The sequence below is a fragment of the Bacillus sp. TH22 genome, from assembly GCF_016651015.1.
GTDB lineage: Bacteria > Bacillota > Bacilli > Bacillales > Bacillaceae_G > Bacillus_A > Bacillus_A mycoides.
The window spans coordinates 1364208-1376495 of sequence record NZ_JAEKER010000001.1 but is presented as its reverse complement, the minus strand read 5'-3'; the positions used below and the strand labels follow the sequence as shown (position 1 = coordinate 1376495).

The following is a 12288-nucleotide window of genomic DNA, read 5'->3' as shown; positions in this document are numbered from 1 at the left end:
ACTGCCTAAAAACATTAGGCAGTCTCTTTTTCGTTAAAAACTAGTTACGAGTAACGCATGCGGATGCTGCGTTTTATACTCATCTTTCCACGGAATATTTAGTTGTTCCCACGATTCGCCGCTATCATTGGATTGAAAGACGCCATTATTATTTAAAGTGTAAAACGTATGTGGTTCTGCTTCGTTTGTTGCAAACATTGAAATGACTGTACCAATTGCAGATGGTAGTCCTTGCTGTACTTGCTCGAACGGAGTATCTTTCGTTTTTCGATATATATAAGATTCATAAGGAATACGGTGATGAGCAAGATCAGCACTCGGTGCAGCAGAAACGAGAATCGTATCACAATCAGCTGGATTGATAGCCATGCTGTATAAATAATGATGTTCAAGTCCTTCACTACATGAGATCCAGCTGTTTCCACTGTTATAACTTTCAAGATATGCACGATCAGGTCCGCCCATAAATCCGTCACCACATGATGCATAAAGGCGATTTGGGGCTTCAGGGTGCATGAGTAATTGATGAGCATCGATAGGAGCACCGAATTTTTTATCAATCCATGTATGCCCTTTATCATTACTTTGAATAACAGCACCAGCTTCAATTGAAACATGGATTGTATTTGGAGTGTTTGGATCAACTGTAATCCAGCGAACGTGATGGGTGAAAGGTCTAGGCGGAAAAGCCCACGTATAAGAAGATAATAATGATTTCATATTTTTAAGTTCAGTCCACGTTTCACCACCATTTTCTGAACGGAATAAAGCACTAGGCTCTGTACCTACATAAACGACACCATATCCGTTAACTTGTTCATTAGGGCTTATCGTAATGGAAGTAATCGAAGAATGTAAAATACCATCCTCTTTAGGGAAATCAAAGTAACGATATGAATCTCCAATTGGTCTCCACGAATCCCCGCCATCGTCACTTAGCCATAAACCTCGTCCAAATGTCCCGCAATATACACGATTTGTTTGGAATGGATCAACCACAATACAGGTAGGTTGCATATTTTGTAAATGATATGTGGTTTCATAGTTACCATATTGTTCTTTTACTACAACAAGTTCACGCTCCATGCAGAGAAATAGTCGTTTCAATTTTGTAACCCCCTTAAAAATTCTTTCATTAGTAAACAATATGAAAATAAAAAAGAAGTAGTCTTGTTTTTAGTTGAGAAAAAGGACTTGTTTGAAAAGTAGCGAAGTTTGTATACAGAGGAAGCGGGATAAAGTGAAACTTTAATCAGTGGGGTATTGTTCATCTTCTACGGATTAGTAGCATTCACTATCGGGCGTTAATGGGGGATAAAGATAGGGAATGTGTTTCATACTAACATACAGATATTGCACTTAAAGGAGTATTTGTATGGGACATTCACATGATCACGGTCATTCAAAAAATAAAAAGGCGTTATTAATTGCCTTCCTATTAACAACAAGCTTTATGATTGCTGAAGTTATTGGCGGATTTGTAACGAATAGCTTAGCACTATTGTCTGACGCAGGGCATATGTTAAGTGATGCAGTATCCTTAGCTTTAAGTTTACTTGCGTTCAAGCTTGGGGAAAAAACGGAAACGGCCGCGAAAACATATGGGTATAAGCGAGTCGAAATGTTAGCGGCATTATGTAATGGTGTCGTTCTTATTGTCATTTCAGTATATATTTTTATTGAAGCAATTCTTCGTTTTAAGGAACCAGTTGAAATCGTTAGTAATGGAATGCTCATTATTGCTGTGCTTGGTCTGCTTATTAATATTGTATCAGCTTGGATATTAATGAGAGGCGGAGATGTGAAAGGTAATTTAAATTTAAGAAGTGCATTCTTACATGTACTAGGGGATTTATTAGGTTCAGTTGGAGCGATTATTGCTGCGTTACTTATCAAATTTTTTGGATGGACTGCTGCAGATGCGGTTGCTAGTATTCTTGTGTCTATTTTAGTCATTATAAGTGGATGGCGTGTAACACGTGATACAGTTCATATATTAATGGAAGGTGCACCGCAGCACATAGATGCTGAAGAGGTGAAAAATACATTATTAAATATTACTATTGTAAAAGAAGTTCATGATTTACATATATGGTCTGTAACATCAGATTTTCAAGTATTAACTTGTCATCTTATTATCGAAGGTAATGAAACGCAAAGCGTATTGAAAGAAGCAACGGATGTATTAAAGGGGAAATTTCATGTAGAACATGTCACCATTCAAGTTGAAATAGAAGGTGAATTTAACCATAATGAGACAACTTGCAAAGTATGAAAGAAAAAGGGTATGAAAAAATGTCATAACATTTTTCGCGTGGCATACATATATATAATGTGGCTACAAATACTTTGTAAGGTAAATATTTCATAAGATTACTTTACTTATTAAGAATCATCTTTTATAATCAAAAGTGGTAATTGATAAAGATTATCATTTTCAATGATCGTAGAAAGGAGTTTTTTAAAAGATGAGTAGTCAACTCCGTTTTGCTGTTGAAAATCGTAAGAGACATTTAATTGATGAGTTAATTGGAGCAGGGGTGTTTAAGATTCGCGACCGACAATTATACGAGCTGTCTTTAGAGGAATTGGAAAAAGAGTACGAGCATATTGAAGATTACGCAAATATTCAGGCATAGCATATAGATTATTAAAGAAGGAGCTGGTTACATTGCGTAACCAGCTTTATTATTTCACAGAAATTATTTTTTGTATTTCTTTCATTGGACGGAGCCAGTTTTGAGACATCATTTGTTCCATTCGTTTTTCGTCCTGCTTTTGTAGTGCTTGAATTATAGAGTGATGTTCTTTAATAGATTGACTTGCAGGCACGAAGTTTTGGAAAAATAAATATTCAAGGCGTAAAATGTGAAGTTGCATATTTTCTAGAAAAGGTTCAATATATCGGTTTTTAGCAATAGAAGTAATTGTATTGTGAAATCGTATATCTAGTTCTAAAGCTTTTTTTGAATCTTTTTCATGTATAGATTGTTGAAAAGCATCATTTATCTCGGAAAGTAGTTTAATATCAGCGTCTGTAACTTTTTGAAGTGCTTGCTTTCCTATAATTGAGTGAAGACCAGCTATCGTCTCATAAATGATAGATACGTCGTCTAGCTTAATAGGCGCGATTTTCGTTTTTTGCCCAGGTACCATTTCAACTAATCCAGAAAGCTCTAAAATTTGTAAAGCTTCTCTAACAGGTGTTCTGCTTACTCCTAGTGCTTCTGCCAATTCCCCATCATTTATTTTTTCATCAGGTCGTAAAACACCTTCTATAATCCAATCTTGCAGTTGATTTAAAACGAGTGACTTTGCTGAAACTCTTCCTGGTTTTTTATAATTTTGAGGGACAGGCATAGTGAATTCAATCCTTTCATTGTATATGTTTCTTTTTCGTATTAACAAGCTTTAATTTTGGTTTTCCTTTATCCGGTTTTTGGCTTAATATGAGCACCATTACAATTACACAAAAAGCACCTAATAACTGAAAAGATTGAAAGGGTACGTGCAAAATAAGCACAGAAGAAATAATAGCTGCGAGTGGTTCTGTACAGCCAAATAATGTTGTTTCTTTAGGCGTAAGGTATCTTATGCTATCTAAGTATAAATAAAATGCGATGAGTGTCCCGAAAATGACGACAAATGTAATGAGCGGGAGGGTACTTAGTTTTACATATTTCATAGTTGATAATAAAATGAATTCGTTTGTGGAAATAAAGTGTAAAATCGTTACGCCAATCCCCCCAATGATCATCCCCCATCCAACGATAACAGATGAAGACCACTTTTCTAACAATTCTTTTGAATACAAACTATAAAATGCAAGAGATAGTCCAGATAAAATGCCCCAAATGATAGCAGGTGTAGATACAGCTAAGTTATGAACAGAACCGTTTGTTAATAGGAGAAAAGTCCCTACTAATGAGAGGGTAATTGAAATATAATCAATTTTTGATGGACGAACGCTCCATTTGAAAAGTAAGTATACAGTGATAAATATAGGGGCTAAATATTGTAACAAAGTTGCAACAGCAGCGTTTCCTTCTTTAATAGAAGCGAAGTACGTGTACTGTACAGCAAGCATGCCTAAAAGACCGAACAAAATTATCTTATTTGCATCAGACTTTTGTTTCCAAATCCCAAATATTTCTTTTTTGTCCGCTCCGAATGATGACATAATGAGTAAAATAGCACCGGATATAAGCAAACGGATTGTAACTAACCATTCAGTAGAAACGTTTTCATATTGAAAAAGTTGTTGCGCAGCTGTTCCGGATAAGCCCCATAAACAAGCACCGATTACAACCATAATAATTCCTTTTAAACGATTTGAATCCATAAAATATATAAGTCCTCCTTTTTAAAAAAATATATTGGATACAATATGCAATATATCACAGAATGGAATATCAATAAACTGAAATTTCTAATTAAAAATAAAATTGTTTATCCCGCATTAACGGGCAGTAAGACTCCCACCTTGAAATCCGGCGAATGCGAGGAAGTTAGGTGGGAGTCGTGCTGCTCGTAAAAGTCCAAGTGGTGAGGGCTAATAATCAGTGGAGGATGGAAAAACCCCCACTGATTAAATTTTCATTTTATTAAGAACGATCATCTTTTTATGAAATATAATCATAATCGCGACGCCAAAAAAATAAAGATAAGAGTAATTTGGTTTGTTAAAAATATGTGTATAAGGAGATACGTGATGAACTGGGTTACTCATAAACCATCGTTTGAATTTGAAAATTTTAGTCCTATTATTCGGTCACAATCTGCGTGGAGTGGGCATTTAGATTTCGCATATGATTTAGTAAGATTTGAAGAACCAGCAACTTTAGTTGAGTTAGGTACGCATTTAGGTGCTTCCTTTTTTAGTTTTTGCCAGGGGGTAAAAGATGGTGGGTTAGCCACAAAATGTTTTGCTGTAGATACTTGGGCTGGAGATGGGCATACAGGTCCATATGGAGAAGGGGTTTTTCAAATAGTAGAAAAAGTGGTGAGGGATAACTACCTGAATATAGGGAATTTAATTCGGTCTACTTTTGATGATGCTCTGGATGAGTTTCAAGATGAAACGATAAATCTTTTGCATATTGATGGCTATCATACGTATGAAGCTGTTTCTCATGATTATAAAACATGGTTACCTAAAGTTGCGAAAAACGGTATTGTATTATTTCATGATATTGAAGTTAAAAACGGTGATTTCGGTGTGTATAAGTTTTGGGATGAGGTCAAGGTGAAATACCCTCATTTTCAGTTTGGGCATTCATATGGACTCGGAGTTTTATTTCCGAAAGGTTGTAGCGATAAGTTTTCGGAAATACTTAAAAATAAAGAAGAGATACAAAATATGTATAAATAAAAGAGGGGCATGCATCGATTAAATGATGTGTGCTCTTTTTTTATGTGGAAATATATTATTACATATGAGATGAAAGCGGTAGTAAAAAGTTTTGTTGAGGCAAATATTAAAAAGGTTATTATGGGTTAATAATTAGTGGGGATGGATAAAACCCTCATTGATTAAAGTTTTATTTCATTAGGTGTTTTTATCTAAATAAATAAAAATACAACATTTTTTATATTTTTCATTGCGAAAAGCGCAATCTACTTTTACAATAGAAAGGGTTGTGAATATATTATACTGAAAAAATAAATCGAAATAATATGAAAATTTTGTTTTGTCTTCGCTAATTGTATACTACATACACGTAAGACTACATACATCATGTTATCGACTTGTAAGGAGAGAAGAAAATGAAAAGTGTAAGATTACCATCGATGCTAGAAATTATTATTCTTTTATGCCTATTTCTTGCTGTCGTCTTTTCCTTCCAAACGATTTTTGATCTCCCAATTCAATTAGCGCTATTTATTTCATGGTTTTTAGTTATTGCGCTTGGATTAAGATTAGGATTTCGTTATCAAGAATTGCAAGATGCAATTACGAAAGGGATTTCTAATGGATTAGAAGCAATTCTTATTTTAGTTGCAGTTGGGGCTTTAATTGGAACGTGGATTGCTGGTGGGGTTGTACCTACATTAATTTATTATGGATTAGAATTCATTCACCCTAGCATATTCTTATTGGCAACTTTAATTATTTGTTCAATCACTTCTATCGCGACAGGAACATCATGGGGAACAGTTGGAACTGCAGGTATTGCTATGATGGCGATAGGTGAAGGGCTTGGATTACCACTTCCGCTTGTTGCGGGTGCAGTCCTTTCAGGAGCTTATTTCGGAGACAAATTATCACCACTTTCTGATAGCACAGTTCTTGCAGCTTCTATGGCGAAAGTAGATGTTATCGCTCACGTTCGAGCTATGCTCGTATTAGACGTTCCAGCTTATATTATTACCAGCATTATGTTTACTGTTGCTGGATGGATGTATGGCGGGGATAATGTAGATTTAAATAGAGTTGAGTTTTTAAAAGAATCTTTATTAAAGCACTTTGATATTAAAATATGGATGCTTGTTCCAGCGGTAATTGTTATTATGCTATTGGCGATGAAGAAACCATCTATGCCAACAATTGCTATGGGAGCTTTAATTGGTGCAATTTGGGCAACACTTTTCCAAGGAATGAACTTTGGAGAGGCAATTGGAACAGCATATAACGGATTCTCAATTCAATCTGGTGTCGAGTTTGTCGATAAGTTATTAAACCGTGGTGGAATTAATGGTATGCTTGGTTCAGTAGCTGTTATTATTTTCGGATTAGGTTTTGGTGGATTACTTGAAAAGTTAGGTGTTCTAAAGGTAATCGTATCGAAATTTGAGAAGAAATTAAATTCTGCAGGTAATGTAACATTGTCTACATTAATCGTTGCGTTTTTAGCTAACATATTTGGTTGTGCGATGTACGTATCACTTATTTTAACACCAAAAATTATGGAAGAAAGCTATGATAAATTAAAAATAGATCGCCGCGTATTAGCACGTAACTCAGAAGTAGGTGGAACTTTGACTTCTGGTATGGTTCCATGGTCTGATAATGGTATTTTTATGGCTGGTATTTTAGGTGTATCAACATTATCATACGTTCCATTTATGTGGCTAAGCTTCGTATCACTCATTTTAGCAGTTATTTATGGATATACAGGCAAGTTCATTTGGTATGTAGATGATGCGGATAAAGGAAAGCAAGCATCATAAAAAAATTACCTTCTGTGGTGGCAGAAGGTGATTTTTTTATATGAATCAATGAGAATTCTTATCATTTGATAGAAAGTCTGTTAAAATAAAAGATGTAGGTATTTTATTTTCAAGGGGATGAAAAAATGGAGTACAGAATTGAAAGAGATACATTAGGAGAAATGAAAGTTCCAGCTGATAAATTATGGGCAGCACAAACGCAGCGTAGTAAGGAAAATTTTCCGATTGGAACAGAGCATATGCCGCTTGAAATTGTAAAAGCATTTGCGATTTTAAAGAAGAGTGCAGCGCTTAGTAATCAAAAATTAGGAAAGCTATCAGAAGAGAAGACACAAGCAATTGTGGAAGCTGCTGATGAAGTTATCGCAGAAAAATGGAATGAACATTTTCCACTTGTCGTATGGCAAACCGGTAGTGGTACACAATCGAATATGAATGTAAATGAAGTAATTGCAAACCGCGGTAATCAAATTTTGAAAGAAAAGGGATCTGACGTACATATTCATCCGAATGATGACGTGAACATGTCTCAAAGTTCAAATGATACGTTCCCAACAGCACTTCATGTAGCGTGTGTAATTGCGGTAGAAAATCATGTATTGCCAGCTATTACGAAATTAAAAGAAACATTAGCAGAAAAAGTAACTGCATTTGAACATATTATTAAAATCGGTCGTACGCATTTACAAGATGCAACACCTTTAACGTTAGGACAAGAAATTAGCGGATGGCACCGTATGCTTGAAAAAACAGAGCGTATGATTGCAGATAGCAATACATATATGAAAGAATTAGCAATTGGTGGTACTGCGGTTGGAACTGGAATTAATGCGCACCCTAAATTTGGTGAGATGGTAGCGGAAGAAATTAGTCTGTTTACAGGTAAACAATTTATTTCTGCACCAAATAAATTCCATGCGTTAACGAGCCATGATGAAGTTGTATTTGCACATGGAGCATTAAAAGCATTAGCTGCTGATTTAATGAAGATAGCTAACGATGTGCGCTGGCTTGCAAGTGGTCCACGAAGTGGTCTTGGGGAAATTATTATCCCTGCAAATGAACCAGGAAGCTCTATTATGCCAGGTAAAGTAAATCCAACGCAAAGTGAAGCATTAACAATGGTTGTAGCACAAGTTATGGGGAATGACACAACAATCGGATTTGCTGCGAGCCAAGGTAATTTTGAGCTAAACGTATTCAAACCAGTTATTGCTTACAACTTCCTGCAATCTGCTCACTTATTAGCGGATGCAACCGTTTCGTTTAATGATAAATGTGCAGTTGGTATTGAAGCAGATGAAGAAGTAATTAATGAAAATGTAAATCGTTCATTAATGCTTGTAACAGCGCTAAACCCACATATCGGGTATGAAAATGCCGCGAAAATTGCAAAGCATGCCCATAAAGAAGGGTTAACTTTAAAAGAAGCAGCATTGCAATCTGGACTACTAACAGAAGAGCAATTTGATGAGATTGTAGATCCGAAAAAAATGATTGCTCCGAAAGAATAATAGAAGAAGCCAAGGTTCTTAGTATAGAATCTTGGCTTTTTTTGTATATTCATTTTTATGCTTCCTCCACTTGTACTATTGCAAGCTTCAAAAGATATTATTTGTTAGCAGACGTATTCATTACTTTCATATGTGGGCAGTTCTCTTTTAAGAGTAAAATGAATTTTTCTTCTTCTTGTGGTACGAAAGTTGTCACTGAGTCAAATAAATTATAATCAATTTCTAATTGCTGCCTAGTCCATTTTTCTGAACGGAGTGTTTTGCCAGAGTATTTAATGTGACGGATATTTTCAAATGGAATTTCAGTACGTAATATGAAACCGTGTTTTACAATAAGAGAAGATTCCGTTATGTTGTAGTGAGAGAAATAGAATGAAGAGAGATTCACGATATTTAACAGCATCATAAGAGTGAAAAAAATAGAATTTTCATTTTGGAAGAATAGCGAAATGAAAAAAAAAATTATAAATAATGTAATGAAAATGACGTGAAATGGATTTTTTTTCGCTTTAAACTTCAAGTTAGTCACCTCGTTATACGTGTTCATTAACTAAATTAAATCATAACATCGTAATAAACCGAAAGAATATGCAGAATTGCATATTCTTTCGGTTTATTATTCGTGTAAAATTTTTTGATAGGATAAATTTAAATGAAGTTTTTAGTAGTGGAGTGGCATAAAGTGACTAACAAGAATAGAAGTGTAGTGCTAGTCATAATTAGTTGTATGCTGATTATGAGTGGCTGCTCAAATAGATTCGTTGAGGATGGAAATCGAAAACATGTATTTGTAAAAGCAAGTAAAGTTTTAGTAGAGGTTGTTTATAAAATATATAAAAGGTAAAAGGTGTTTTCGTATATGGAAACACCTTTTTTGTAGTTAAAATTGAATGCTGAAGTTTTGGAATGTGTGAATGCCGGTTCCATGTTGAATTAGGTTTGTATCACTTAAATATTGAACAGCATATTTCACATTTTAATAATAAGTCGTTTCTAAAAACACATTCGCTGTTTGTTGGGATAAGTCCTTTTTATAACATATAAATAGATATTTTTATAAAAGTTTGTAAAATAGGTAAACGAAACATTGAATTGTTTGCTTTTTATATGGTAAGATGATGGAGTGGTAATAAACGATATCGTAATTTGTTTATGGTTTTAATAAACTTTTTGGAGGAATGTTTAGTATGAGTGATATTTCAGAGAAGTTTTGGGATGCGTCGATAGAGGAATTGAAGAAAGGGTATGTATTTGACGAGGAAGCAGAGGAGTATGTTTGTTTAGCTTGTGGAGAAACGTTTATTAAAGGAGTTATTTATCAAGAAAATCAAGTTTTGTATGAAGCAGAGAAGTTTGTACAGTTGCATATTCAAAATGAGCATACATCTATGTTTGAATATTTATTAAATCTTGATAAAAAGTTTACAGGCTTAACTGATTTGCAAAAGAAAATGGTTCAGTTTTTCCATATGGGACTTAACGATAAAGAGATTGTAAAAGAAATGGATGGCGGGAGCACATCGACGATTCGCAATCATCGATTTACATTGCGCGAGAAAATGAAGCAAGCGAAAGTATTTTTAGCGTTAATGGAATTGTCAGAAGAAAAATCAAAAGTTCAAACTAAATTTGTACCGATTCATAGAACAGCTACGATGGTGGATGATAGATACAATATTACAGAGGAAGAAAATGCTGAAGTTTTAACAGCGCATTTTACAGAAGGTTTGGATGGACCGCTTTCTAAATTTCCGAAAAAGCAAAAGCGGAAATTGATTATATTACGTCATTTAGTGAAGAAATTCGATAGTAATAAAAAGTATACTGAAAAAGAAGTAAATATAGTTTTAGAAAATATATATCCGGATTTTGTAACTTTGAGAAGATATTTAATCGAATATGGTTTTTTAGATAGAACAGCTGATGGAAGCCAATATTGGGTGAAGTTATAAGAATGAAGAGAAGAAAATGAATAGATGCACATAATAAAAACAACTATACAAAGAGATAGAGGATTACAGATACGAAAAATATGTTAAAGTTCTATGATGAATTTGAAAATAGTGAGTGGAAGAAGCAATTACTTTGACGAGCAAACAGTATAGAAATGGTTGGAGTAATTACAACTATTTGAGCACGGATTTAACCGTGCAGATTTTAAATAAAAGGAGAAATGAAATTTGAAACCACCTACAGATAACGATAAAGAAGGTGTAGAGTCACAGAAGTCAGAAACAGAACATAAGCCGATATGGAAATCGATGTCCATGTTTTTAGTGCCGTTACTTTTAAGTAATGTATTACAATCAGTTGGACAGTTATTTGGAATGGTAGTAGTAGGAAGATGGCTTGGCGTAAATGATCTAGCAGCTATATCGGCATTTTTCCCGTTATTTTTCCTACTCGTTTCATTTGTAATTGGAATTGGTTCTGGTAGTTCAATTTTAATTGGTCAGGCATTTGGTGCTAAAAATGAGGAGCGCTTAAAAGCTATCGTTGGTACGACGCTTACGTTTACTTTTATTATAGGAGTCGTGTTGGCGATAATAGGTAGTATTTTTGCGATGGATATTATGCGTCTTATGGGAACGCCAGAAAATATTATTGAAATAAGTGTGCATTACGCAAGAATTTTATTTATATCTATGCCAGTATTATTTTTATATTTTGCATACACAACATTTATGAGAGGTACAGGAGATTCAAAAACGCCATTTTACTTTTTAATCGTAAGTACAGCGCTAAATATGATTTTATTACCAATTCTTATTTTTGGCTGGTTAGGAGCTCCGAAATTAGATGTTTACGGAGCGGCCTATGCTTCAGTTATATCTACAGTTATTACGTTTATTGTCATGCTAGTGTATTTAAAGAAGAAAAATCATCCACTACAATTAGACGGGACAGTAAGAAAATATCTTCGTATGGACTGGGAGTTATTAAAATTATTGTTACGCCTCGGTATTCCAGCGAGTATTAATATGATATTAGTTTCATTATCAGAGATCGCGGTAATCGCATTTGTAAATCGGTACGGTTCAGATGCAACAGCGGCGTATGGTGTTGTGAACCAAGTTGCAAGTTATGTACAAATGCCAGCGGTTAGCCTCGGTATTACAGTATCAATTTTTGCAGCGCAATCAATTGGTGCGAACCAATTTGATCGATTACAGAAAGTTGTTAAGGCCGGAATTATTATGAATTATATCATTGGTGGTGTATTAATATCTCTTATTTACTTGTTCTCAAGAGATATTTTAGCACTATTTTTAACAAGTCAAAATACAATTGACATTGCTCATAGTCTAATCATGATTACATTATGGAGCTACTTAATTTTCGGTCATGCACAAATTATTAGTGCGACAATGCGAGCAAGTGGTACTGTACTATGGCCAACTGTAATCAGTGTTGTATCAATTTGGCTTGTTGAAGTACCTGTGGCGTATTATCTTTCTTACCATACGAGCCTTGGAATAGAAGGGATATGGATTGGGTATCCAGCTGCATTCATCGTCAGCTTAATATTACAGTATGCATATTATAAGCTTTCATGGCAGAAGAAACGAATTACACGATTAGTGAGTTAAAAGATGAAAATGTC

At 34.6% G+C, this 12288-nt stretch carries 12 protein-coding genes; 8 read left to right on the top strand and 4 right to left on the bottom strand.

The features are described 5' to 3' along the window. Positions 1-33 precede the first annotated feature (33 nt). Positions 34-1107, bottom strand: a complete 1074-nt coding sequence (locus tag JFU18_RS06845; protein WP_201033597.1) for a beta propeller repeat protein — start codon at positions 1105-1107, stop codon at positions 34-36. Positions 1108-1375: 268 nt separating this feature from the next. On the opposite strand from JFU18_RS06845, the gene JFU18_RS06840 reads away from it, so the two are divergent. Together JFU18_RS06840 and fbpA are read left to right on the top strand one after the other, a co-directional pair. Next, positions 1376-2275: a cation diffusion facilitator family transporter gene (locus JFU18_RS06840; RefSeq protein WP_201033598.1), complete on the top strand. Its 900-nt coding sequence runs from the start codon at positions 1376-1378 to the stop codon at positions 2273-2275. A 193-nt stretch (positions 2276-2468) separates the two neighbouring features. Further along, on the top strand, positions 2469-2639 hold the full coding sequence (gene fbpA, locus JFU18_RS06835) for a Fur-regulated basic protein FbpA (protein WP_002012091.1): 171 nt from the start codon (positions 2469-2471) through the stop codon (positions 2637-2639). A 49-nt stretch (positions 2640-2688) separates the two neighbouring features. Here the strand turns inward: fbpA and JFU18_RS06830 are convergent, their stop codons facing one another. Further along, positions 2689-3360, bottom strand: a complete 672-nt coding sequence (locus JFU18_RS06830) for a GntR family transcriptional regulator (RefSeq protein WP_016092892.1) — start codon at positions 3358-3360, stop codon at positions 2689-2691. A 16-nt stretch (positions 3361-3376) separates the two neighbouring features. Further along, positions 3377-4342, bottom strand: coding sequence for a DMT family transporter (locus JFU18_RS06825; RefSeq protein ID WP_201033599.1), 966 nt, complete (start codon positions 4340-4342; stop codon positions 3377-3379). Between the two features lie 369 nt (positions 4343-4711). On the opposite strand from JFU18_RS06825, the gene JFU18_RS06820 reads away from it, so the two are divergent. The 3 genes from JFU18_RS06820 (at position 4712) to fumC (ending at position 8684) form a co-directional block, all read left to right on the top strand. Further along, positions 4712-5371, top strand: a complete 660-nt coding sequence (locus JFU18_RS06820) for a class I SAM-dependent methyltransferase (RefSeq protein WP_002030981.1) — start codon at positions 4712-4714, stop codon at positions 5369-5371. A 395-nt stretch (positions 5372-5766) separates the two neighbouring features. Continuing rightward, a complete protein-coding gene (nhaC, locus tag JFU18_RS06815) occupies positions 5767-7170 on the top strand; it encodes a Na+/H+ antiporter NhaC (RefSeq protein ID WP_085310304.1) in 1404 nt (467 codons plus the stop codon). 125 nt (positions 7171-7295) lie between these two features. After that, complete coding sequence (gene fumC / locus JFU18_RS06810; protein ID WP_201033600.1) at positions 7296-8684, top strand: class II fumarate hydratase; 1389 nt, start codon at positions 7296-7298, stop codon at positions 8682-8684. A gap of 97 nt (positions 8685-8781) precedes the next feature. On the opposite strand, the gene JFU18_RS06805 is transcribed toward fumC, so the two are convergent. Next, a complete protein-coding gene (locus JFU18_RS06805; protein ID WP_137058673.1) occupies positions 8782-9204 on the bottom strand; it encodes a PH domain-containing protein in 423 nt (140 codons plus the stop codon). Between the two features lie 132 nt (positions 9205-9336). Between JFU18_RS06805 and JFU18_RS06800 the strand changes: the two genes are divergently transcribed. The 3 genes from JFU18_RS06800 to JFU18_RS06790 all read left to right on the top strand — a co-directional run bounded on the left by JFU18_RS06800 (position 9337) and on the right by JFU18_RS06790 (position 12274). After that, positions 9337-9528: a hypothetical protein gene (locus JFU18_RS06800; RefSeq protein ID WP_137058674.1), complete on the top strand. Its 192-nt coding sequence runs from the start codon at positions 9337-9339 to the stop codon at positions 9526-9528. A gap of 343 nt (positions 9529-9871) precedes the next feature. Further along, positions 9872-10636, top strand: coding sequence for a DUF2087 domain-containing protein (locus JFU18_RS06795; protein ID WP_002189118.1), 765 nt, complete (start codon positions 9872-9874; stop codon positions 10634-10636). Between the two features lie 228 nt (positions 10637-10864). Beyond that, positions 10865-12274, top strand: coding sequence for an MATE family efflux transporter (locus JFU18_RS06790; RefSeq protein ID WP_061688931.1), 1410 nt, complete (start codon positions 10865-10867; stop codon positions 12272-12274). Positions 12275-12288: the final 14 nt, after the last annotated feature.

What these genes read in the sequence shown, in the direction of transcription:
- JFU18_RS06840 (WP_201033598.1), top strand. Translation starts at nt 1,376, where the DNA reads ATGGGACATTCACATGATCACGGTCATTCAAAAAATAAAAAGGCGTTA.
- fbpA (WP_002012091.1), top strand. Translation starts at nt 2,469, where the DNA reads ATGAGTAGTCAACTCCGTTTTGCTGTTGAAAATCGTAAGAGACATTTA.
- JFU18_RS06830 (WP_016092892.1), bottom strand. Translation starts at nt 3,360, where the DNA reads ATGCCTGTCCCTCAAAATTATAAAAAACCAGGAAGAGTTTCAGCAAAG.
- JFU18_RS06825 (WP_201033599.1), bottom strand. Translation starts at nt 4,342, where the DNA reads ATGGATTCAAATCGTTTAAAAGGAATTATTATGGTTGTAATCGGTGCT.
- JFU18_RS06820 (WP_002030981.1), top strand. Translation starts at nt 4,712, where the DNA reads ATGAACTGGGTTACTCATAAACCATCGTTTGAATTTGAAAATTTTAGT.
- nhaC (WP_085310304.1), top strand. Translation starts at nt 5,767, where the DNA reads ATGAAAAGTGTAAGATTACCATCGATGCTAGAAATTATTATTCTTTTA.
- fumC (WP_201033600.1), top strand. Translation starts at nt 7,296, where the DNA reads ATGGAGTACAGAATTGAAAGAGATACATTAGGAGAAATGAAAGTTCCA.
- JFU18_RS06800 (WP_137058674.1), top strand. Translation starts at nt 9,337, where the DNA reads ATGAAGTTTTTAGTAGTGGAGTGGCATAAAGTGACTAACAAGAATAGA.
- JFU18_RS06795 (WP_002189118.1), top strand. Translation starts at nt 9,872, where the DNA reads ATGAGTGATATTTCAGAGAAGTTTTGGGATGCGTCGATAGAGGAATTG.